This is a genomic window from Mesorhizobium zhangyense (assembly GCF_011045115.1).
Taxonomy (GTDB): domain Bacteria; phylum Pseudomonadota; class Alphaproteobacteria; order Rhizobiales; family Rhizobiaceae; genus Mesorhizobium_M; species Mesorhizobium_M zhangyense.
The window spans coordinates 101,626-124,694 of the sequence record NZ_JAAKZG010000011.1 but is presented as its reverse complement, the minus strand read 5'-3'; the positions used below and the strand labels follow the sequence as shown (position 1 = coordinate 124,694).

General features: G+C 59.3%; 20 protein-coding genes. 9 read left to right on the top strand and 11 right to left on the bottom strand.

The genetic code is table 11. The features are described 5' to 3' along the window. Nucleotides 1-12 precede the first annotated feature (12 nt). The 3 genes from rfbC to G6N74_RS22410 all read right to left on the bottom strand — a co-directional run bounded on the left by rfbC (nt 13) and on the right by G6N74_RS22410 (nt 2,853). Nucleotides 13-570: a dTDP-4-dehydrorhamnose 3,5-epimerase gene (gene rfbC / locus G6N74_RS22420; protein ID WP_165120227.1), complete on the bottom strand. Its 558-nt coding sequence runs from the start codon at nt 568-570 to the stop codon at nt 13-15. Continuing rightward, nucleotides 567-1,466, bottom strand: coding sequence for a glucose-1-phosphate thymidylyltransferase RfbA (gene rfbA / locus G6N74_RS22415; protein WP_165120226.1), 900 nt, complete (start codon nt 1,464-1,466; stop codon nt 567-569). The genes rfbC and rfbA overlap by 4 nt, the downstream gene beginning before the upstream one ends. 61 nt (nt 1,467-1,527) lie before the next feature. Next, nucleotides 1,528-2,853 carry a polysaccharide biosynthesis/export family protein gene (locus G6N74_RS22410; protein ID WP_165120225.1) on the bottom strand — a complete coding sequence of 442 codons (1,326 nt, stop codon included), beginning with the start codon at nt 2,851-2,853 and terminating at the stop codon, nt 1,528-1,530. 820 nt (nt 2,854-3,673) lie between these two features. Between G6N74_RS22410 and G6N74_RS22405 the strand changes: the two genes are divergently transcribed. From G6N74_RS22405 to holA, 7 genes are all read left to right on the top strand, one after another. Continuing rightward, the gene (locus G6N74_RS22405; RefSeq protein WP_312857910.1) at nt 3,674-4,471 is read left to right on the top strand and encodes a helix-turn-helix domain-containing protein; all 798 of its coding nucleotides are present in this window, start codon (nt 3,674-3,676) and stop codon (nt 4,469-4,471) included. Nucleotides 4,472-4,689: 218 nt separating this feature from the next. After that, complete coding sequence (locus G6N74_RS22400) at nt 4,690-6,300, top strand: ABC transporter substrate-binding protein (RefSeq protein ID WP_165120224.1); 1,611 nt, start codon at nt 4,690-4,692, stop codon at nt 6,298-6,300. Nucleotides 6,301-6,340: 40 nt separating this feature from the next. After that, nucleotides 6,341-7,327 (top strand): ABC transporter permease, encoded by a 987-nt coding sequence (locus G6N74_RS22395; protein ID WP_165120223.1) that lies wholly within the window; start codon nt 6,341-6,343, stop codon nt 7,325-7,327. Continuing rightward, complete coding sequence (locus tag G6N74_RS22390; protein ID WP_165120222.1) at nt 7,324-8,154, top strand: ABC transporter permease; 831 nt, start codon at nt 7,324-7,326, stop codon at nt 8,152-8,154. The genes G6N74_RS22395 and G6N74_RS22390 overlap by 4 nt, the downstream gene beginning before the upstream one ends. Continuing rightward, on the top strand, nt 8,151-8,954 hold the full coding sequence (locus G6N74_RS22385; RefSeq protein WP_165120221.1) for an ABC transporter ATP-binding protein: 804 nt from the start codon (nt 8,151-8,153) through the stop codon (nt 8,952-8,954). The genes G6N74_RS22390 and G6N74_RS22385 overlap by 4 nt, the downstream gene beginning before the upstream one ends. Next, complete coding sequence (locus G6N74_RS22380) at nt 8,951-9,730, top strand: ATP-binding cassette domain-containing protein (RefSeq protein ID WP_165120220.1); 780 nt, start codon at nt 8,951-8,953, stop codon at nt 9,728-9,730. The genes G6N74_RS22385 and G6N74_RS22380 overlap by 4 nt, the downstream gene beginning before the upstream one ends. 73 nt (nt 9,731-9,803) lie before the next feature. Further along, nucleotides 9,804-10,862, top strand: a complete 1,059-nt coding sequence (gene holA, locus G6N74_RS22375; RefSeq protein ID WP_165120219.1) for a DNA polymerase III subunit delta — start codon at nt 9,804-9,806, stop codon at nt 10,860-10,862. 31 nt (nt 10,863-10,893) lie between these two features. On the opposite strand, the gene G6N74_RS22370 is transcribed toward holA, so the two are convergent. The 5 genes from G6N74_RS22370 to mnmE all read right to left on the bottom strand — a co-directional run bounded on the left by G6N74_RS22370 (nt 10,894) and on the right by mnmE (nt 16,618). Further along, nucleotides 10,894-11,769 (bottom strand): ParB/RepB/Spo0J family partition protein, encoded by an 876-nt coding sequence (locus G6N74_RS22370; RefSeq protein WP_165120218.1) that lies wholly within the window; start codon nt 11,767-11,769, stop codon nt 10,894-10,896. A gap of 33 nt (nt 11,770-11,802) precedes the next feature. After that, nucleotides 11,803-12,600 (bottom strand): ParA family protein, encoded by a 798-nt coding sequence (locus G6N74_RS22365; protein ID WP_165120217.1) that lies wholly within the window; start codon nt 12,598-12,600, stop codon nt 11,803-11,805. A gap of 36 nt (nt 12,601-12,636) precedes the next feature. Then, nucleotides 12,637-13,269 carry a 16S rRNA (guanine(527)-N(7))-methyltransferase RsmG gene (rsmG, locus tag G6N74_RS22360; protein ID WP_165120216.1) on the bottom strand — a complete coding sequence of 211 codons (633 nt, stop codon included), beginning with the start codon at nt 13,267-13,269 and terminating at the stop codon, nt 12,637-12,639. Continuing rightward, nucleotides 13,266-15,143 (bottom strand): tRNA uridine-5-carboxymethylaminomethyl(34) synthesis enzyme MnmG, encoded by a 1,878-nt coding sequence (gene mnmG / locus G6N74_RS22355; protein WP_165120215.1) that lies wholly within the window; start codon nt 15,141-15,143, stop codon nt 13,266-13,268. Before mnmG ends, rsmG begins: the two co-directional genes overlap by 4 nt. Nucleotides 15,144-15,295: 152 nt before the next feature. After that, nucleotides 15,296-16,618 (bottom strand): tRNA uridine-5-carboxymethylaminomethyl(34) synthesis GTPase MnmE, encoded by a 1,323-nt coding sequence (gene mnmE, locus G6N74_RS22350; protein WP_165120214.1) that lies wholly within the window; start codon nt 16,616-16,618, stop codon nt 15,296-15,298. A gap of 61 nt (nt 16,619-16,679) precedes the next feature. On the opposite strand from mnmE, the gene G6N74_RS22345 reads away from it, so the two are divergent. After that, nucleotides 16,680-18,707 carry a thioredoxin domain-containing protein gene (locus tag G6N74_RS22345; protein ID WP_165120213.1) on the top strand — a complete coding sequence of 676 codons (2,028 nt, stop codon included), beginning with the start codon at nt 16,680-16,682 and terminating at the stop codon, nt 18,705-18,707. Nucleotides 18,708-18,812: 105 nt separating this feature from the next. Here G6N74_RS22345 and rho read toward each other — a convergent pair whose 3' ends face one another. From rho to hemE, 3 genes are all read right to left on the bottom strand, one after another. Further along, on the bottom strand, nt 18,813-20,078 hold the full coding sequence (rho, locus tag G6N74_RS22340) for a transcription termination factor Rho (protein ID WP_205826809.1): 1,266 nt from the start codon (nt 20,076-20,078) through the stop codon (nt 18,813-18,815). Between the two features lie 167 nt (nt 20,079-20,245). Beyond that, nucleotides 20,246-20,788: a protoporphyrinogen oxidase HemJ gene (gene hemJ, locus G6N74_RS22335; protein ID WP_165120212.1), complete on the bottom strand. Its 543-nt coding sequence runs from the start codon at nt 20,786-20,788 to the stop codon at nt 20,246-20,248. After that, nucleotides 20,785-21,819, bottom strand: a complete 1,035-nt coding sequence (gene hemE, locus G6N74_RS22330) for a uroporphyrinogen decarboxylase (protein ID WP_165120211.1) — start codon at nt 21,817-21,819, stop codon at nt 20,785-20,787. The genes hemJ and hemE overlap by 4 nt, the downstream gene beginning before the upstream one ends. 397 nt (nt 21,820-22,216) lie before the next feature. Here hemE and G6N74_RS22325 point away from each other — a divergent pair, with 397 nt between their 5' ends. Continuing rightward, nucleotides 22,217-23,038 carry a pyruvate, water dikinase regulatory protein gene (locus G6N74_RS22325; RefSeq protein WP_165120210.1) on the top strand — a complete coding sequence of 274 codons (822 nt, stop codon included), beginning with the start codon at nt 22,217-22,219 and terminating at the stop codon, nt 23,036-23,038. The last annotated feature ends 31 nt before the right edge of the window (nt 23,039-23,069 follow it).

Genomic DNA, 23,069 nt, shown 5'->3' with positions numbered 1-23,069 from the left:
CGCCTCGTTTCACTACGCGAAAACCTCCGCATGCCTCAGCATCGGCGCCTTGCGGTCCTTGTCTGACAGTTGAAGTTCGGATGCGGCCAAAGGCCATTCGATGCCGATATCGGCATCGTCGAAACGGATCGAACGGTCATGCTCGGCAGAGTAGTGGCTGGTCACCTTGTAGATGACCTCAGTGTCCGGCTCGAGCGTCAGAAAGCCATGGGCAAAGCCTTTGGGCACGAGGATCTGGTTCCACTCCCGTGCAGAAATTTCGATGGCAACCCATTTCGCGAAGCTCGGCGAGCCCTTGCGGATATCCACGGCGACATCAAGGATCGCACCTTTCACCACGCGCACCAGCTTGTCCTGCGCGTAGGGCGGCATCTGGTAATGCAGCCCACGGAGCACGCCCTTGGCCGCCGAATAGGAATGATTGTCCTGAACGAAGTTCAGCTGCACGCCGTGCTCACCGAGCCGCTCGGCATTCCAGGTCTCGGAGAAGAAACCGCGATCGTCACCGATCCGGCGCGGCAGGATTTCCAGCACGCCGTCGAGCCCCAGCGGTCTGACCTCGAGGCTCATGCGGCGTTGTCCTCCGCCAAGCTATTGTCATCCTCCACCAGACGCCGGAGGTAGGACGCATAAGAAGTCTTGCCGAGCTGGTATGCGCGCTTCAGCACTGCCTCGCGGCTGAGCCATCCCATATCCAGCGCGATTTCCTCAGGGCAGGCGATCTGCACGCCCTGGCGGCGCTCGACGGTACGCACGAAGGACGAGGCATCATGCAAACTGTCGTAGGTGCCGGTGTCGAGCCATGCATAGCCGCGGCCAAGCTGGCAGACGTTCAGGTCTCCCCGCTGGAGATAGATGTTGTTGACCGTGGTGATCTCGAGCTCGCCGCGCTCCGAAGGCTTGATCGACGCAGCGATGTCGACCACGTCGTTGTCATAGAAATAGAGACCGGTAACCGCCCAGTTGGATCGCGGATTGACCGGCTTCTCCTCGATCGTCAGCGCTCTGCCTGTGGATTTTTCGAAACTGACGACGCCGTAGCGTTCAGGATCATCGACGTGATAGGCAAAAACCGAGGCACCTTTTTCTCTCGCCGCGGCCTGCTGGCAAATGCGCGGCAGACCGTGGCCGAAGAAGATGTTGTCGCCGAGGATCATCGCGACATTGCCATCGCCGATGAAATCGCGTCCGATGATGAAGGCTTCCGCCAGCCCGTTGGGATGCGCCTGCTCGGCATAGGAAAGTTTGAGCCCGAAATCCGAACCATCGCCTAGCAACGCCTGGAAACAGGGCAGGTCGCGCGGCGTCGAGATGATCAGAATCTCGCGGATGCCCGTCAGCATCAGCACGCTCAACGGGTAATAGATCATCGGCTTGTCGTAGATCGGCAGTATCTGCTTCGACACCGCAATGGTGAGGGGGTAGAGCCGCGTGCCGCTGCCTCCCGCCAGGATTATCCCCTTCATCTCGCCCCCATCTGAACGTTCCCGTCTCTGTGACGTTTCCTCGACCAACGATCCGCAGGGATCATTGGCTTCTTGCCTGTTCCGATTTTGCGTTGTTTGTCGAAGGTGCATTCAGGCTGGCCGCAGCCGGCTCGGAAGATACCGGCGCCTGTTTGTTGTAGGTCACCTTGAGCACATCGCCCGGCAGGAGGGTGGTCGCCTCCGACACTTGGATCTGCTTTGGCTCTCCACTGGTGTCCTGTCTCGTCACCGAGAACTCGATAAGGGTCGGTTCGCCGGGACGGGGTGCGTTCGAAGCCGAGGCGAGCGTGTCGAGCAGAAGCCTCTGGGCCACGTCTCGCTTCAACCTGAGCTGGTCAAGATTGGCCTGCTCCTTCTGAAGTTCGGTGGCCACGTCGGTCTGCTGCTGGTCGCGAAGCCCTTCCAGGCTGCGCGTCGCCTCCGTGATGCCCTGCCGGGCCCGCATGATCGCGGTCACCTGGTCGAGACGGTCCGCACGGAACCCGGCAAGCGCACGCTCGAGGTCCGATCGCCGCGAGACGATCGCCACGCCCTTGTCGACGAGCACCTTGACGCCGACGAGTTCGTCCTCAGCGCTCTTGATGTTGAGATCGGCGCCCTTGATCTTTTCCTGGAGGACATTGATTTCGGCGTCCAGGAGATCGCGCAGTTCCGACAATGATTTCGTCTGCCGGTCAAGCGCATTGGCGCGCGCCGAAAAGATGATCTTTTCCTGACCGAAAATCTCCGCAGCAGCCCTGCTCTCGCTGTTTCCGAGCGGTGGCTGCGGGAACTTTATTTCTGTTGTCCCGGACATCTCCGCTTCCAGCCGGGCAATGCGCGCCATGCAGCGCAAGATGTCATCGTCCACGCCCTTCAGCTCCCCGACGAGCTTGATCTCATCCTGGGAATGCGCGTCCGAACGCAGTTCGCCTCCGCTCAGGGCCAGCGCCTGCAGCACCGTCATTCCGAGCCTGAACTGATACTGGCCGGGCTTCGTGACATCGCCGACCACATAGACCGGCGGATATTCGACAATTTCGACCGTCGTATCGGGCTTGTTCACCAGGCCGATCTTCGACTGAAGCCGCGTGGCGATTTCCTCGGCCAGGCCGCTTGTGTCGAGATTTCCCACCGGGATCGAGCCTATTACCGGAAGAAGAACCGTACCGGCCTGCGAGACGATGAACTCTCCACCCAGCGCACCCCATTGCTGGTACTCGCCCTTGGTCGGCATCCATTGCACCACCGTGAGACGCAGTTTTGTCTGAGGCGCAAGTTCGCCGTTTTCGGCGCCGGCTAGACTCGTCAAGCCGACGGCAAAAGCAACGCCGAGTGCAAGCACCTGGCGGAAGCGCCTCAATTGAATCTTGCAGTGCACAGCCATTAATGACTCCAACCCGCTGGCTGAAACTTGATCTCAGGTTTCCGCTCAACGACCGGCCTCGCCAGATCGACGAGGCTTGTTCAGCAGGGTTCAATGTGCGGAGTTCTCGCGAAGTTGAGAAGAGGAAGCCTCGATCTCAGACCTCATACATCTTGATACATCACGTCGAGAAAGGGGGAGGCCTGGAGCGTCTGCTATCGATCCTAAGTATTTCCCCGCAGCACAGCCTAGCCAGTTTGGTCTGAATGAGGGGTAGCGGATAAGACGATTGGTGGAGGCGCTTCCGATTGTGCCGACGCTCACTACCCCGTTTGAGCTAGTCAGGGCGATAGAGGCCGCCGGAAGCCCTTTTGCGGCGCTCGAAACGCCTCGATTGCGGTCCCTGCTTGCCGGGAGTCTCGAACAGTCAGGATTTGCCGGCCGATACCGTAGTCCGCGACGGCGTAGCGACCGTTGAGAGTATGACCATGACGAAACAGATGGCAGTGACCGTATTGGCTAGTTCATTGGGATAGCCTCTGGCTGCCATCTACACATGACAGCCCCACCAACCGAGGGAGTGATGGCTATCCCGCGCAATTTCCCCCGAACACAGCCAAGCGCCGGTTTCAGATGCCAAATTGATTAGAAGAGTAGACGTCCATCGGTTTTGGGTATTTCCAGATACCGCTTTAGCACTATCGGTTAAAGCCAAATTTCAGCACAAAAACAACGATGTCTGTCCTAGTCCGTCCGGTCTATATTTCTTAGATTACCGTTTCGCTATACGGTTTGATCAGTCACCTGAACGGAAACTTACTTAGAGGCTCAGGATGCGCTGGTGGTACTGCAGATGTCTCAAATGACCCAACTGTTGAAAATGGACACAGAAGACGGTTCCATAGTTACCAGCGTCGCACGCGTCGAGGCCGAGCAAGGATTGCGTCGTACCCTTCTCTTCGTAACGATGCCCGGATCGGTGGCCGATTGCCTGCTCTATGCCATTGAGCGGGAATTGCCCTGGCTCGTGATAGAACGGGTCGAGCATATACAAGCAGCCTGCACCAAGTTTTCTCATCCGGTGTCGCTTATCCTGATTGATCCTGAGCATGTGAAGGCGGCTGAGGATGCCGCAGCAGACATTTCTCGGCTTCATCCATTGGCCTTGACGGCGGTGATGGAGCTCGACAGTCACAACCCCTCATCCACCTTTCCAGAGATTTTTGAGTCCAAGCTCATTCGCGGCGTCCTGCCCATGGATCTGAAGCTCGATGTGTGGCTATCCGTCATCAGGTTGATGCTTCGCGGCGGTGAATATTTCCCGACCGGCTTGTTCCATTCCTACGCAGACAAGTTCGTACGGAACTCGACCGCTCGCCCAGCAAACAGCTCGGCATCATCAGCTGCAAGAAACACCTCGGAAGACGACCTGTCAGATCTGACAAGCCGCGAGATCGAGATATTGGAAATGGTCTCGCGCGGCCTGCAGAACAAAGCCATCGCCGCAGCGCTCGGGCTGTCGGAGCATACCGTGAAGATTCACCTTCACAACATCATCCGGAAGCTTGGCGCGCACAACAGGACGGAAGCAGCCGCGCGTTTCCACGACTACCACAAGCCGGCTTCAAAGCCGCGCTAAACCAACCCTGCACAGCACCTCGATCACGGCGCCGTTGATTTCCGGATGGAAATTCCGGGATCAAGGCTGGCCGTGGCAAATCCGTGTCTGGCTTAATGCGTCTCCGTATCGATAATCGGAATACTCGACTAATCTTGTTGGCGGACATCGAAGGCCATGTGTTTTCGAACCTGGGTAGATGATCCGGTTATCCGCTGTTGAAAAGAACGGAGAACGCCATGTCAGATTTCACGATTTCCCGGCGCGGCGTACTTGCCGGCTCGGCCTTGCTGCTTGCCTCGACCGCGCTGCCCGGCATCCTCCGCGCGCAGGAAGCAAAGAAAGGTGGACGCCTGATCGTCGCCGCCGATTCCGAGCCGCGCAATCTCAATCCCGCGATTGTCGCCTCCAACGGCGTGTTCTTCGTCGCCAGCAAGGTTGTCGAGCCGCTGGCCGAAGCCTCCTTTGAGGGCAAGGACGGTCTCGATCCACGCCTCGCCACCAGTTGGGAGGGCTCAAGCGACGGCCTGACGGTCACCTTCAAGCTTCGCGAGAACGTGACCTGGCATGACGGCAAGCCATTCACCTCGGCAGATGTCGCCTTCTCGGCCTTGCAGATATGGAAGCCGCTGCAGAACCTCGGCCGCGTCGTGTTCAAGGACCTGGAAGCCGTCGACACGCCAGACGAGCACACCGCGGTCTTCCGCTTCGCCAAGCCGACACCCTTCCAGCTCATCCGCAACGCGCTTCCGGCTCTGACCAGCGTCGTGCCCAAGCATATCTTTGAGAAAGGCGAGATTGCTGACAATCCGGCCAACACCGCTTTGATCGGCACCGGCCCGTTCAAATTCGCCGAGCACAAGCCGGGCGAATATTACCGGCTCGAACGCAACGACAAATACTGGGGAGAAGGCGAACCGCATCTCGACGAGATCGTCTATCGCGTCCTGCCCGACCGCGCCGCCGCCGCCGGCGCGCTGGAGGCCGAGGAAATCCATCTCGCCGCCTTCTCCGCGGTGCCGCTTGCCGATCTGGAGCGCATCTCGAAAGTGCCGGGCATCGAGGTGATCTCCAAGGGCTATGAAGCCCTGACCTATCAGCTCGTCGTCGAAATCAACCATCGCCGCAAGGAACTCGCGGACGTGAAGGTGCGGCAGGCGATCGCGCACGCCATCGACAAGGATTTCGTCGTCAAGACGATCTTCCTCGGCTACGCCAAAGCGGCCACCGGGCCGGTGCCGCAGAACGATCCGCAATTCTACACCAAGGATGTGCCGACCTACGCTTTCGACGTCGCCAAGGCCAACGCGCTGCTCGACGAGGCCGGCTACAAGCGTGGCAGCGACGGCACACGGTTCGCGCTGAAGCTGCTGCCCGCTCCCTACTTCAACGAGACGAAGCAGTTCGGCGACTATCTGCGCCAGGCGCTCGCCGAAATCGGCATCAATGCCGAGTTGGTCAACAATGATGCGGCGGGCCACCAGAAGGCCGTCTACACCGACCACACCTTTGACCTCGCTGTCGCACCGCCGGTCTTCCGTGGCGACCCGGCGATCTCCACCACCATCCTTGTCCAGAGCGGCATTCCCGACGGCGTGCCCTTCTCCAATCAGGGTGGCTACGCCAATGCAGACCTGGATGCGCTGATCGCCAAGGCGTCCGAGACGCTCGACCCGGAAGCCCGCATCGCCCTCTACCGCGATTTCCAGAAGAAGGTCGCGGAAGACCTGCCGCTGATCAATGTCGCCGAATGGGGCTTCATCACGGTCGCCCGAAACACGGTCAAGAACGTCTCGAACAATCCGCGCTGGGCGGTGTCGAACTGGGCGGACACTGTTCTCGAAACGTGACATCATCTGGCGTTTCGTCATTCGAGGTCCGTGACAGAGCGTGAGACGTGCATTCATCCTGCTGCGAAGGCGGTTGATCGGCAGCATTCCGGTGCTGCTGATCGTGGTCATAGGCACATTCCTGCTCCTTGAAGCCGCCCCTGGCGACGCGGTCGATGCCTATATAGGCACGACCGGCGGTGACGCCGGCCTTATCGAAAGCCTGCGCCAAAGCTGGGGTCTCGATCAGTCGGCGGGGACGCGGCTTGCCGCCTATCTCTGGTCCCTCGCCCATCTCGACCTCGGCTATTCCGTCACTTTCTCACGCCCCATCCGCGACGTGATTTTTGAGCGGCTGCCCAACACCCTTCTTCTGATGGGCAGCGCCACCGCACTCTCCTTCGGGCTTGGTTCCGCGCTTGGTATCGTTGCAGGTGCCAGGCCGGGCAGCTTTCGCGACCGGTTCCTGTCGATCGGCTCACTTGCCCTCTATGCCGTTCCGGGCTTCTGGCTCGGCCTGGTGCTGACCGTGATCTTTTCGGTGCAACTGCGCTGGTTTCCAAGCAGCGGCATTGAAACCATAGCCTCCGGCAAGACCGGATTTGCCCGGACGCTCGATATTGCGCAGCATCTTGCCTTGCCGGTTGCGGCCCTCGGCGTCATCTATCTCGCGCTCTACCTGCGCATCATGCGCGCCGGCATGGCCGAGGTCTGGCGCATGGATTTTGTGCTCGCCGCCCGCGCCAAGGGCCTCAGCCGCCGCCGCATCGTTCTGCGCCACGTCGCGCGCAACGCGCTGTTGCCGCTGGTCACCATGCTCGGGCTGCAATCGGCAGCGATGCTCGGCGGCAGTGTCGTCATCGAAAGCGTCTTTTCCGTCCCGGGCTTGGGTAGGCTGGCACAGGAGGCAGTCAGCTCGCGGGATACGCCGCTGCTGCTTGGCATCATTCTCGTCTGCGCCGTTATGGTCATCGTCATCAATCTGGTCGTCGATATTTTCTATGCCGTGCTCGACCCGCGCGTCGGCGCAAGCGAGGAGGCCGCGTGAGCTTCTTTCGCCGCTTCTCGCGCTCGCCCGAAGCCGTGATTGGCGCGTCGATCCTGGGCGTACTCGTCGTCATGGCGCTCTTTGCACCGCTGCTCTTTCCACGCGATCCGCTTTCGATTGCCGGCCCCGCACTACTGCGCCCGTTTCAGGACTGGTCGCTTCCGCTCGGCACCGACCGGCTCGGCCGCGACGTGCTCGCCGGACTCTTTCACGGTGCGCGAACCTCGCTCGCCGTCGGACTTGCCTCGGCCGCGACCGCAATCATCATAGGAACGATCGTCGGAACTTTGGCCGGCTTCGCTGGCGGCCTGACCGACGAAGCGCTGATGCGCATCACCGACGCTTTCCAGACCGTGCCCGGCTTCCTTCTGGCACTGGCCTTCGTCAGCGTGATCGGCCCGTCACTATTCGTCGTTGTACTGGCCATCGCGCTCGGCACCTGGACAGGCCCGGCGCGCATTGCCCGGGCCGAAGTGCTTTCGATCCGCGAGCGCGATTATGTCGCGAGCGCGAGGGTCATCGGTATGCATCCGCTGGAGATCGCCTTTCGCGAAGTCCTGCCCAACGCGCTGCCGCCAGTTCTTGCGCTGTCGTCGGTCATCGTCGCGGCTGCGATCCTGACGGAGGCAGCACTTTCCTTCCTCGGTCTTGGCGACCCCAACCGCGTGACGTGGGGCGGCATGATCGCCGAAGGACGCACCGTGCTCCGCTCGGCGCCCTTCCTGTCGATCATACCCGGCATCGCCCTGGTGCTGACCGTTCTCGGCGTCTATCTCGCCGGCGAGGGCGCGGTGGAAACCACTGCCGTTCGGCGAGGCCGTTCATGACGCCGCGCGTGTTCCTGCAAGAGCTCGGGGTAAGCTACCGCAGTAATGGGACCGAGGTCGAAGCGCTGCGCGACATCTCACTGGAAATCCGTACTGGTGAGAGGCTGGCGATTATCGGCGAAAGTGGCTCGGGCAAGAGCACACTGGCGCTCGCTATCGCCGGTCTGCTTCCGGCTTCGACAAGGATCGAAGGTCGCATCGACTGGCCCGAGCTTGGGCGCGTGCCGCAGAACGGGCGCGACATCGGTTTTGTCTTCCAGGATCCGGCGTCCAGCCTCAATCCGGTGCTGACCATAGGCGAGCAGATCGCCGAGGTGGCGCGCACTCATCTCGGCCTGAACTGGCGGCAGTCATACAAGCGCGCGGAAGAACTTCTGCACCGCGTCCACCTGCCCGATCCGGCTTCCGCCCTTTCCGCCTTTCCGCACCAGCTTTCCGGTGGGCAGCGGCAGCGTGTAGCGATAGCCGAGGCGATAGCCGCCAGACCCGCCTTGCTGATCGCCGACGAGGCAACCAGCGCACTCGACACAATCGTTCAGGCAGAGATCGTCACGCTGATCCAGGAACTGATAGTGCAAGACGGCATGTCGCTGCTCTTCATCAGCCACGACATCGCGCTGGCGTCGGAAATCGCCGATCGAATCGCAGTCTTTCGCTATGGGCGCCTGGTCGAAATAGCCGACACCAACAGGATCGTCACGGCACCCACGGAGGCCTACACGCGCCAGCTTCTGGATGCCCATATGGGCCTCGATGTTGAACCGTTGTTGAGAAAAGCCGAAGCGGGAAAGCTTTCATGACGGCGCCGCTCCTCGTCGCCTCTGGTTTGCACAAGCGCTTCAGCCGCGGTGGCAAGACTGTCGTCGCGCTGGACAATGTAAGCTTTGAAATCGGGCAGGGCGAGACGCTGGCGCTGGTCGGCCCGTCCGGCAGCGGCAAGTCGACGGTGGCCCGCACCATTTTGAGGCTGATCGAACCCGATGCCGGCAACATCCATTTCGAAGGCGAGGATTTTCTTGCCCAGCACGGCGCTCGGCTTCGGGCCGGACGGGCAAAGCTGCAGATGGTCTTCCAGGACCCGCTTGCCGCCTTCAATCCACGCGCAACTGTGGCGCGGGTGCTGGACGATCCGCTACGCATTCATGATCTTGCTGATCGTGCCCACCGTCCCAAGATCATCGCCTCCCTGCTCGATCGAGTCGGACTAAGCCCGAACCTGCGCGACCGCGCCATCCACGAAATCTCCGGCGGTCAACGCCAGCGCGTGGCGATTGCCCGGGCGCTTGCAACCAAGCCGGCCTTGATGGTTCTCGACGAAGCCGTTTCCGCGCTCGATGTCTCTGTGCGCGGACAAATTCTCGAACTGCTGCTCGACCTGCAGGAAGCGGAAAACATCGCCTACCTCTTCATCTCGCATGACCTTGGCGTCGTCCGCTCCATTGCGCATCGCGTGGCGATCATGGATGCCGGCAGGATCGTCGAGACCGGGCCTGCCGCCGAAGTCGTGGCAAATCCGAAGTCGGCAATCGGCAAGGCTCTGGTCGCCGCAACGCCAAAACTCCTGCGCAAGGCCTGAAACCGGCGCCCCACAGTCAGGCTCAACTCGGATTCCAGTTCATCAGCGGCCGCCAACGTGGTAACCGAGCAGGATGGCACAGAAGAAAGCACACGAAGTCGATTCCTGGCTGGCGCGGCCCAATCCGCAGACCGCCATCGTCCTGCTTTACGGCCCCGATCGCGGGCTCGTCGCGGAACGTGCGCGAGCCTATGCCGCGCGAACCGAACTGCCGCTGGACGATCCGTTTTCCGTGGTCCGCCTCGACGGATCGGAGGTCGACAAGGACGAGGGACGGCTGCTCGATGAAGCGCGCACTGTGCCGATGTTCTCATCGCGCCGGCTGTTGTGGGTCCGCAACGCGACCGGCCAGAAAGGCCTGGCTGATGATGTGAAGGCATTGTGCGCCGAGCCGCCGCGCGATGCCATCATCCTGATCGAGGCTGGCGAGCTGAAGAAGAATGCGGCCCTGCGCACGACTGTCGAGGCCTGCGATTGGGCCATGGCGCTGCCCTGCTATGCCGACGAAGCCAAGGGCATCGACGCCGTTATCGACGAGGAGATGCAGAAGGCAGGCCTATCCCTGACCCTCGAGGCACGGCAGGCTCTCCGCCGAAATCTCGGCGGCGACAGGCTCGCCTCGCGCGGCGAGGTCCAGAAGCTTGCTCTCTATGCCATGGGCCGCAAGCAGATCGAGCTCGAAGACGTCAAGGCGATGATCGGCGACGTCTCCGGCCTGTCCTTCGACGATGCCGTTGACGCCATTCTCGAAGGCAAGGTTGAGGAGTTCGACGCCGTCTTCACGCGCCATGCCTTGACCGGCAGCCAGTCGTTCCTGCTTCTGGCTGCTGCCATGCGGCAGTTCCAGGCCATCCATCTGATGCGCGGCGCAATGAGCAACGGTGCGCGCAACGCGGCGGCAATTGTCGCCAATGCTCGCCCGCCGATTTTCTTTTCCCGGCGCAAGATCGTGGAGAACGCCGTGGAACGCTGGAGTGGCGAAGCGCTTTCCCGTGCGCTTGCGCGGCTGCAGGAGGCAGTCTTGCAGACGCGCCGCCGGCCTGATCTTTCCACTGCCATTGCACGGCAGGCGCTGCTGGGCATCGCCGTGGAAAGCGCGCGTCTTTTCCAGCGTGCGCGAGCCCGTGGTTAGCCGGCTAATATATACACTAAAACCAATGAGATCAGTGCTTTAGCCTGCGACAAAGATCGTCGAGCTGCTCGAGCGTACGATACGCAATCCGCACCTCGCCGCCCTTGTTCTTGTGCTGAATACCGACCTTCATACCTGTCACGTCGGAAAGAAGCTTTTCCAACGCCAGCGTGTCCGCATCCTTTTCCACCGGTACAGTGGTCTTTGCCTCATGCAGCGTCTCAGCAGGCAGCTGGGCCAAGGCCTCGGCCTGGCGGACCGACAGGCCTTCCTCGACAATCCGCTTGGCAAGACCGGCCGGATCTGCGGCACTAACCAAAGCGCGCGCATGGCCTGCCGACAAGGCTCCGTCGACCAGCATGTCGCGGATCACATCCGGCAGCTTCAGCAACCGCAGTGTATTGGCGACATGGCTACGGCTCTTGCCAATGACCTGGCCAAGATCAGCCTGCGTGTAGCTGTGGTCGTCGATCAGCTGCTGATAGCCAAGCGCTTCCTCGACCGGGTTGAGATCGGTGCGCTGCACGTTCTCGATGATCGCCAGCTCAAGCGCCGTGCGGTCGTTGACATCGCGCACGATCACCGGAATTTCGGTCAGCCCGGCCCGCTGCGCTGCGCGCCAGCGGCGTTCGCCGGCAATGATCTCATAGCGGCCCTGCTGGCCAACGGCTGGTCGCACGACCACCGGCTGGACGACGCCATGTTCGCGAATCGACTGCGCAAGATCCGTGAGTTCGGCTTCACCGAAATGACGCCGTGGGTTCTTCGGATTTGGTGTCACGAATTCGATCGGCACGTGCCTGTCCGAAAATACCGGCTGCTGCGCCGGCGTCGCGGGCTTATCGATTTCGCCTATGAGGGCAGCCAGTCCGCGTCCAAGCCGTTTCTTCGAAAGATCTTCACTCATCACTTTTCCAGATTATTTCGATATCGAATCGTTTCACGCCGCACGCAATTTGCGTTCCTGGCGAATGACTTCGGAAGCGAGTTGCAGATAGGCCTGACTGCCGGAGCATTTCAGGTCGTAGAGAATTGCCGGCTTGCCATGCGACGGCGCCTCCGAAACGCGAACATTGCGGGGAATAACCGTCTCATAGACTTTCTCACCCATATGCGCGCGCACATCCTCAACCACCTGATTGGCGAGATTGTTGCGGCCGTCATACATCGTCAGCACAATACCCTGGATCGTCAGCGAGGGGTTGATCGACTGACGGACCTGCTCGACCGTTTCCAGCAGCTGGCTTAGACCCTCCAGCGCAAAGAACTCGCATTGCAGCGGCACAAGTACCGAATCGGCCGCTGCCATCGAGTTCAGCGTCAGCAGGTTCAGCGACGGCGGGCAGTCGATCAGGACATAGGAGAATTTGTTTGTGCGCTCTGCAGAAGCGCGAACCGCATTGCGCAAGCGCAACACGCGGTCCGGCGCACCGGCGATTTCCATTTCCACACCGAGAAGGTCCAGTGTCGAGGGAACGATCGATAACCCAGGCACCGCAGTCTGGACCGCAGCCTCGTCCAGCGTCATCGCGCCTGTCAGCACATCATAGGACGATACGCTTCGTTCGCGGCGATCGATACCCAACCCGGTGCTGGCATTACCCTGAGGGTCGAGGTCTACAATGAGAACCTGCTCGCCGATCGCGGCAAGCGCGGTCGCCAGATTGATTGCGGTGGTCGTCTTGCCGACGCCGCCTTTCTGGTTTGCTATCGTGATTATGCGGGGTCCGGTCATCATGATCATTTCTGGAATGAACCTATCGCCCAATTTCATTTAAACCCGGCGCAGATTCCGTATTTCAAGAACGACGCTCTGCGGATCGACTACACTTTGATGTTCTATCAGGTCGAACACCCACAGTTTAGCGCTTTCTTCGATCTCCGTGCGGTAATCCCGCCCTTTGTGAAAAAGCGCCTTTGCACCGTTTGCAAGCCAAGGCTCTGCGAAACCCAGAAGCACATGCAAAGGGGCAAGCGCCCTGGCTGTGACCACCTCGACATCGCGAATCTTATCGTAAGTGTCTTCGATTCGCTTGGCATGGATACGCGCCGGCAGGCCGAATTCACCGACAATTGCCTGCAGGAACGAGGTTTTCTTGCGGTTGCTTTCCACGAGATCGATGCTGGCACCGTCTCTGTCCATAAGCAGAAATCCCATAACAAGGCCTGGAAAGCCGCCTCCAGACCCCAGATCAACCCAGTTTTTCGCATCCGAATCAAGACGTGCAAGTTGCGCGCTGTCCAAAACATGCCTGTTCCAGACATCATTCAGCGTGGACGGCGCCACCAGATTTATTCGCTGCGCCCATCTCCGGAACTGCGTCTCGAAGGACAACAAGCGCTGAAAGGTTTCACGTGAAACAGGGCCTGCCACGCGCAGAAGTTCTTCAAATGCTCCAGAATTCACGCGGCACCCTTCTTTAGCGCGCTGCTTTCCGCGTGGCGAATGTGAGAAACGATTATAGCCAGCGCTGCGGGAGTCATTCCATCAATGCGTTGGGCGTCCGCGACAGAGCGCGGACGCCGTTCGCGCAGTTTCTGCTTAAGCTCGTTCGAAAGGCCGGGCACGCTATCGAATCCGAGATCGGAAGGAATCAACCGTTCCTCTTCGCGGCGGATTTGTATTGCGTCGCTACACTGGCGATCCAGATAAACTGCATATCGCGCTTCTATCTCAAGCGCTTCGGCCGCAGCGGGCTCCACGTCGCTCAGCTCCGGCCAAACCTGCGCCAGGCGGTCAAGTGTCATGTCGGGATAGGAGAGAAGATTGTAGGCCGACCTGCGAACACCATCCATGTTCACAGACAGGCCATGCCGGCGCGCCTCGTTCGGCGTAATCTCGATGGATTGAGCAAGACTGCGCGCACGCGTGAGCGCATCAGAGACAACTCCGAAACGTTGAACTCGACCGATACCAACAACCCCCAATTGCATACCTTTCGGCGTCAGACGCTCATCGGCATTGTCGGCGCGCAGGGAGAGCCTGAACTCCGCTCGCGACGTAAACATTCGGTAGGGCTCGCTGATGCCGCGGCTAGTAAGGTCGTCTATCATCACGCCGATATAGGCTTCAGTGCGGCTGAATATGACCTCGCCGGCGCCCGAGGCTCTGCGTGCGGCATTCAATCCCGCAACCAAACCCTGGGCCGCAGCTTCTTCATAGCCTGTGGTACCGTTGATCTGACCAGCCAGAAACAGACCACGTACACGCTTGGTCTCGAGCGTTTGCTCCAGCTCGCGTGGATCGACATGGTCATACTCGATCGCATAGCCGGGCTGAAGCATGACAGCTTTTTCAAGGCCCGGAATCGTTTTTAGCAGCTCAAGCTGAACATCCTCAGGCAAAGAGGTCGAAATGCCGTTGGGATAAATGGTGTCGTCATCGAGGCCTTCCGGCTCAAGAAATATCTGATGGCCTTCACGATCGCCAAACTTGACAATCTTATCCTCGATGGACGGGCAGTAGCGTGGACCGATCCCTTCGATCGATCCCGAATACATTGCGGATCGACCAAGATTCTTTCGAATGACATCGTGAGACTGCGCCGTCGTGCGCGTAATCCCGCAATCGATCTGACTATTGACGATCTTGTCCGTCATCAGGGAGAACGGCACCGGCCGGTCATCCGCAGCCTGCATGTCGAGGCCAGACCAATCGATCGTCCGACCATCCATTCGGGGAGGAGTTCCAGTCTTCAGCCGGCCCAGGCTGAAGCCTGCGCGGGTCATCGTTGCCGACAACCCGACTGACGCCTGTTCATTCATTCGACCGGCAGGAAACTTTCGTTCACCGATATGGATTAAGCCGCGCAAGAATGTGCCTGTCGTGAGTACGACTGCGCTGCAGCGAAGCTTACTGCCATCCGCCAACTGCACGGCTTTAATGCCGCCATCATCCATATCAAAGTCAAAGACCTCGCCTTCGATAACCGAAAGATTGGGCTGCTCCTGAATCGCCGACTGCATGGCCAGCCGATAAAGTTTGCGATCGGCCTGCGTCCTGGGGCCGCGAACCGCCGGACCTTTCTTTCGATTGAGAAGCCTGAACTGGATACCGGCCGCATCGGCCACGCGTCCCATCAGCCCATCGAGCGCATCAATTTCCCGAACCAGATGCCCCTTGCCAAGACCACCAATCGCCGGATTGCAGGACATGACGCCGATGGTGTCCGCGCGAAGTGTGACCAATGCTGTCTTCGCACCGGCCCGCGCCGATGCGCTTGCGGCTTCACAGCCGGCGTGTCCACCGCCAACAACGATCACGTCGTAGCTATCGTCCATTGCACTGCTCCAGGATGCGGAAACCCATGTTTGCATTCGACCGATCTGTCAAGGGAAAGACTCAGGCGCGCAATAATGTTTCACGTGAAACAGGGTTCATCTACCGAGGCGTGTTTCACGTGAGTCACGCAGCGGCATATGTTTCACGTGAGTCACTTCCCTATACAGAATTGCGAGAATATCACATCCAGCAGATCCTCGGGATCCACAGCGCCTGAAATTCTGCCCAGGCGATCTGACGCCAAACGGAGGTGCTCAGAACGAAGCTCTAGGTCTGCCGTTGGCAGGCTTCTACAGCTTTTCAGGAAATCCGCCGTGGCGCCCAACAACTCCACATGCCTTTGCCTTGATGGCAATACATCGCCGGCGGAGCCAATCTCGACGACTGCACGACCAGAAAGAAGCGCAAGCAGTGCGACGATCCCTTCACCGGTCTCGGTCGAGACAAGAAGGTCATATGCATTTTCTTCAATGTGGTGTCCCGACAGATCGGCCTTAGTACCTATGCGAATCGAGCCTGAGGGTATCTCGTCAGGCGCAAGCCTCTTGGGATCACCAAGATCCTCCAGATAAAGCACGGCGTCTGCAGCGGATATCTTTTGCCGAGCCTTCTCAATGCCAATCAACTCGACTTTTCCGGACGTCTCGCGAATACCGGCCGTGTCGGTAAGCCGGACTTTAACGCCGTCCAGTTCGAGCGCGACCTCCACAAGGTCGCGCGTCGTCCCGGGTTCATCGGTGACGATCGCCACGTCCCGTCGCGCCAAAGCATTAAGAAGGCTTGATTTTCCAGCGTTCGGTGCCCCGACTATGACCACGTCATAGCCATCCCTGATGATTTCGGCCTTCCGAAAACCCTGCAGATGTAGCTCGATCTCTTCGATCATCAAATCGATATCGGCCCAAACGGCCGACGAAACCGAGCCCGGTACGTCGCTTTCGTCGGAGAAATCCATCTCCGCTTCGATCATCGCTCGATCATGGATCAAGCGCGTGCGCCAGGCCTGATAGAGTTCGCTCTGGCGTCCCTCGCTGTTCAGTACCGCAAATCGCCGCTGCGCTTCAGTCTCGGCGGAGACCAGATCGGCCAGGGCTTCTGCCTCGACAAGATCGACTTTACCGTTGAGAAAGGCGCGCCGCGTGAATTCGCCCGGCTCCGCCTGTCGAAATCCGTCGAGTTCTCCTATCGCTTGCATCATGGCCGAGACTACCGCGCGTCCGCCGTGGACGTGAAATTCCGCAGAATCCTCGCCTGTGAAGCTCTTCGGCCCGGGAAAGAAAAGGGAAATCCCGCTGTCGAGTACCGATCCATCCCGCGACCGGAATTTTCCATAATGCGCAAAGCGCGGTTTCGGCACGCTTCCGTTGATCGTTTCGAGGGCGAATCGAGTCTTTGGGCCGGTAATTCGGATAATGGCTATTCCCGACGGCAGATGGCCACTGGAAAGCGCAACGATCGAGTCCTGGAATATCATTGCCTGCCTTCCTTATGCGCCGTAGGCTTCAAAAAATCCTCTCGCATCGAATTGTGGTTCCGTGAATCTTCCTGCTGAAAACCTGTTATCGAACGAAACCAGCCCGTACCTTCGTCAGCACAGCGGCAATCCCGTACATTGGCGGGCCTGGTCGCCACAATCCTTGGACGAAGCCAAACGATTGCAGAGGCCTATCCTGCTTTCGGTCGGCTACGCCGCCTGTCACTGGTGTCACGTGATGGCGCACGAGAGCTTCGAAAGCGAAGATGTCGCCGCCGTCATGAACCGGCTGTTCGTCAATATCAAGGTCGATCGCGAGGAGCGGCCCGACATTGACCAGATCTATATGGCTGCTCTGACCGCTATGGGCGAGCAAGGCGGCTGGCCGCTCACCATCTTCCTGACGCCTGATGCAAAACCGTTCTGGGGCGGCACCTATTTCCCGAAGGAGCCGCGCTATGGCCGGCCTGGTTTCATCCAGGTTCTCGAAGCCGTAGACAAGGCCTGGCGCGAGAAACAGCAAAGCCTTGCCGAAAGCGCCGACAAGCTGACGGATCACGTCGAGGCAAGGCTTGCAGCCAAACACGCGTCCTCGTCCATCGACGGCGTTCTTCTGACGACGCTCGCGAATGGCATATTCGGCATGATCGACCATCAGGCCGGTGGCCTGCGTGGCGCGCCGAAGTTCCCCAATGCGCCTTTCATGCAGACGCTGTGGCTCAGCTGGCTGCAGAATGGAAACGAAATGCACCGCGACGCGGTTGTTTCCAGCCTGGAACACATGCTGCGTGGCGGCATCTATGATCATGTCGGCGGCGGGCTTGCGCGTTACTCGACAGATGCCGAATGGCTGGTCCCGCATTTCGAAAAAATGCTTTACGACAATGCGCAATTGCTGCGCATGGCCAACTGGGCTTTTGCCGAAACGCAGAATGAATTGTTCCGGATACGAATCGAAGAAACCGTTGCCTGGCTCCTGCGTGAAATGACTGTCGAGGGCGGCGGCTTTGCCTCGAGCCTGGACGCAGATAGCGAAGGCGAAGAAGGGCTTTTCTACACTTGGGATAAAACCGAGATAGAAAGCGTGCTCGGAAACGATTCATCTTTGTTTTTCAATAGCTTCACTCTTTCCTCACCCTCCAACTGGGAGGGCAAGCCGATCGTCTGTCAAACGCCGGCGCAAAGCCACAATGCCCTTGCACGCCGCGCGGAAGTCGATGCGATCAAACTCAGGCTTTTGACGGCGCGGGAGCGGCGCATTCGTCCCGGCCGCGACGACAAGGTTCTGGCTGATTGGAACGGTTTCGCCATAGCAGGGCTTGCCGAGGTGGGTCGCGCTTTGTTGCGTGCGGAGTGGATTGAGGCAGCCGTGAGAGCCTTCCGGTTCATAATAGAACACGCGGATGCCGACGGCCGGTTGCCGCACTCCATACTTGGCGAACGCAAACTCTATCCTGCGCTGTCGAGCGACTATGCCGCCATGGCCAATGCAGCGGTTTCGCTTTTTGAGGCAACCGGTGAGGTCGCTTACATCGAACGGGCAAGGTCTTTTCTCGATCAGCTGGACCGATGGTATGCCGACAGCGCCGGCAACGGCTATTACCTGACGGCATCGGACAGCACCGATGTCCCGATCAGAATCCGCGGTGACATCGACGAGGCAATCCCCTCGGCAACCGGCCAGATCATCGAGGCGATGATCAGGGTGGCAGACGCCAGCGGTGACGTTCAGCTGCAGGAAAAGGCTTGGCGCGTTGCAGAACATGCCACTGGGCGCGCGTCACGCCAGCAATATGGTCAGGCAGGGATCGTCAACGCCTGCGCGCTGGTGATCAACCCGATCAAGCTCGTCATCGTCGATGATCTGGCTGATCCGAAATTTATTCCGGTGGCGAATCGATGCCCGGATCCCAGACGCGTCGACCTGCTCGTTCCCATTGGCGCCGAAGCGAACCTGCCAAGCCTGCCTGGCGGCGCCTATCCGCCAACGACAAAGGCCGGCGCATTTCTATGCACCGGCCCGGTCTGTCTTCCGATTATTACCGGCCCTGATGAACTCGAGCAGGCCTTGCGTCCTAGAGTGAGATGACGTTTCCTTGAGTCGTCATCTCACTCTAAGATATTGATTTTGAAGCATGATCTTGTCCGAAAAGTCTGCAACTTTTCGGGATCATACTCTAAACGATGAACCCGATCAGGTATTCATCGAATCGAAGAAATCGGTATTCGTCTTGGTCTGCTTGAGCTTGTCGATGAGGAATTCGATCGCATCGGTCGTTCCCATCGGTGCCAGAATGCGGCGCAGGACGAATATCTTCTGAAGATCCTGCTTGGCAACGAGCAGGTCTTCCTTGCGCGTGCCGGACTTGAGGATATCCATCGCCGGGTAGATGCGCTTGTCGGCGACCTTGCGGTCGAGCACGATTTCCGAGTTACCGGTACCCTTGAACTCTTCGAAGATGACTTCGTCCATGCGGCTGCCGGTATCGATCAGCGCGGTTGCGATAATCGTCAGCGAGCCGCCTTCCTCGATGTTACGCGCAGCACCGAAGAAGCGCTTGGGGCGCTGCAGGGCGTTGGCGTCGACACCGCCGGTCAGAACCTTGCCGGATGACGGCACGACGGTGTTGTAGGCGCGGCCAAGGCGCGTGATCGAATCGAGAAGGATGACCACGTCGCGGCCATGCTCGACCAGGCGCTTTGCCTTTTCGATGACCATTTCGGCGACCTGAACGTGACGCACCGCCGGCTCGTCGAATGTCGAGGAAACGACCTCGCCCTTCACCGAACGCTGCATGTCGGTCACTTCTTCCGGCCGCTCGTCGATCAGGAGAACGATCAGATAGCATTCCGGATGATTGGTCGTGATGGAGTGGGCAATGTTCTGCAACAGAACCGTTTTACCGGTGCGTGGCTGCGCGACGATCAGGGCGCGCTGGCCCTTGCCGAGCGGCGCCACGAGATCGATGACGCGGGGCGAGATATCCTTGGTGGTCGGGTTCTCGACCTCCATCTTCAGACGCGCCGTCGGATAGAGCGGCGTTAGATTGTCGAAATGGATCTTGTGGCGGATCTTCTCAGGGTCATCGAAATTGATCGTGTTGACCTTGAGAAGCGCGAAATAGCGTTCGCCTTCCTTGGGGCTGCGGATCGGACCCTCGACCGTATCGCCGGTCTTCAGCGAAAACCGCCGGATCTGCGAAGGTGAGATGTAGATATCGTCCGGGCCCGGCAGATAGTTGGCATTTGCGGAGCGAAGGAAACCAAAACCGTCCTGCAGCACTTCCACGACGCCGTCACCGATGATCTCGATGTCCTGCGCCGCGAGCTTCTTAAGAATGGCGAACATCAGCTCCTGCTTGCGCATGACGCTGGCGTTCTCGACCTCGAGCGTTTCGGCGAACGCAATGAGATCGGTCGGTTTCTTGTTCTTGAACTCCTGGAGTTTCATTTCCTGCATAGACGGACTCTGAATTGGATAAAGGGGAAAAAATATCGGCGAATGCGATGGGCGCCGAGCGCGGTCAAGGTGTCAGTGGGGACGGCGCGCGTGGCGAGAAGGAAGATCTGTCTTTTATCCGCCTGCCTAGCAAAGAGCAAGGTACCATTTCACGCGATCGAAGGAAGTCAGAACGGCTTCACAATCACGAGAATGACGATGATTATCATCAGGATGGTCGGAATCTCGTTGATCATCCGCCAATGGCGTGCAGGCTTGGTGTTGCGGTCTTCCGCAAAACGGCGAACCGAACCGGCGAGATAACCATGCACGCCTGACAGGGCAACGACCGCGGCGATCTTCGCATGCAGCCAGCCGCCCGCGAAACCAAAGCCTTTCCAGGCAAGCCACAGCCCGAACACCCAGGTGACGATCATCGCCGGATTGATGATCGCTCGCAGAAGACGCCGCTCCATCACCTTGAAGGTTTCCGACTGTACGGAACCGGGTTCGGCATCGACGTGATAGACGAAAAGCCGCGGCAGATAGAGCATGCCGGCCATCCACGAGATGACGGCGATGACATGCACGGCCTTGGCCCAGAGATAGAGATTTTCCGGGTCGAAATAGAACAGCAATCCCGTCAGAACGACGAAAATGCCAATGGCGATCGCTGCCCGCTTCATTGCCTGTCCGCCGCTTGGCGAAACCTTGCCGCTTTCAGCACTCATTGCCCTGAAAAGCTCCTGACCTGCCGGATCATCGCCTCGACATGTTCGATGGGCGTCTCCGGCGTAATACCATGGCCGAGGTTGAAGATCAGCGGCCCGGCGCCCAATGCCTTCAGGATAGCGTCCACGCCCTCGGAGAGGGCCCGCCCGCCGGCTACAAGCCGCAATGGATCGAGGTTGCCCTGCACGGCCCCGCCGGCCTGTAAGGCCTGCGCCTGGGACAGCGGAACCGTCCAATCCAGCCCGAGACCGGTAACGCCCGTCTTCTCGCGGTAGCTGGAATAGCGGTTGCCGGCGCCTTTCGGGAATCCGATGATCAGAACATCGGGATAGACCGCCCGAACCTGCCGCACGATTTCGGCCACCGGCCTGACGCAGAACGCTTCGAAGCAGGCTTCATCGAGCACGCCTGACCAGCTGTCGAATATCTGGACGACGTCCACGCCGGCTTCGATCTGCTTGATGAGGTATCTGGCCGAATAATCCGACAGCTTCGACAGCAACCGTGCCATTGCCTCAGGCTCCCGATAGGCGAAAAGCCGGCTCGGTGCCTGATCGGGTGTTCCATGGCCGGCGATCATATAGGTGGCAAGCGTCCACGGCGCGCCGCAAAATCCGATCAACGTGGTTTGTTCAGGGAGTTCGCCGCGAAGACGCTTTACCGTCTCGTAGACCGGCTTCAGATGGTGATGGAAATTCGATCCGTCAAGGTTTGCGATCTCGGATGCCGTGATCGGCGTCATCAGCGGTCCTCGGCCTTCCTCGAAGCGAAGGTCGCGGCCGAGCGCATGAGGCACGACGAGGATGTCGGAGAACAGGATCGACGCATCGAAGCCAAAACGGCGGATCGGCTGCAATGTCACTTCGACTGCAAAGTCCGGATTGTAGCAGAGGTCGAGGAAGCTTCCGGCCTTCTTCCTGAGCTCCCTGTACTCGGGAAGGTAGCGGCCAGCCTGCCGCATCATCCAGAGCGGAGGCGGAGAAGCTGTCTCGCCTTTCAGGACGTCCAGCATGACGCGTTGCGCAGGCATAGAGCGTTATCCTCCCAGCTCTTTCTATAAATATAAATTCTATGAAAAGAGTCTTCTGATTCTTAGACTCTGTTGGAATCGGGAATTGCGACTTATCCCAGAACGGGCCTCCGCAACCAGAAAGCATATTGTCGCGCCAATTTCGATGTGAATTGGAAAACTCTGGGGACGAATAGATTTCAGCTAGGAATTACAAAGCCTTGATAGGCTGAAAATTTCAGGCCACCGACAATCCTTTGAGGCTTGTTCGACTTATCCCCATAACCCTCCTTACCGCGAAAACGAAACAGACAGCAGGGCGAATTGTGGACAAACTGGCTTCTGATACAGTCCGCTCTGGCCGAGAGGGGCAAACGCCCTGCTTATCCACATTTGACCACAGAACCGGGCGGACCTTGTGAATAAACCCCAGAGCTTCTTCCATCTCCACCTGATTTCGGACGCCACCGGCGAGACGCTGCTGGCAGCGGGGCGCGCTGCATCGGCGCAATACAAGGACGCGAGGGCGATCGAGCATATCTATCCGCTCATCCGCACCGACAAGCAACTGATGAAGGTGTTCGAGGATATCGAGGAAGAGCCCGGCATCGTGCTCTACACGCTTGTCGACCAGAACCTTGCCGGCCAGATCGATGCGCGCTGCGCTGAAATGGGCCTGCCTTGCGTTTCCGTGCTGGAGCCGGTGCTTGCGGTGTTCCAGTCCTATCTTGGTACGCCGGCCGGCCGGCGCGTCGGCGCGCAGCATGTGCTGGACGCCGAATATTTCCGCCGCATCGATGCGCTCAATTTCACCATGGAACATGATGACGGCCAGCTGCCCGGCGACGTCGATGAGGCTGACGTCGTCCTTATAGGCATATCGCGGACGTCCAAAACGCCGACCAGCATCTATCTGGCCAATCGCGGCATAAAGACCGCCAACATCCCGATCGTTCTCGGCGTGCCGCTGCCGGAGAATTTGGCCGTAGCCAAGAAACCGCTCATCGTTGGGCTGGTGGCAACTGCCGAGCGTGTCTCGCAGGTCCGTCAGAACCGGGTGCTTGGAACGACCACCGGCTACGATTCACAAGGCTACGTCGATCGCGCGGCAATCTCCGAAGAACTCGCCTATGCGCGGCAGATCTGCACGCGGCACAACTGGCCGATGATCGATGTCAGCCGCCGTTCCATAGAGGAAACGGCAGCTGCAATCGTTGCCCTGCGCGGCAAGACGCGCTAGTCGAGGCACGACCGTCACTTCGACCGAGGTT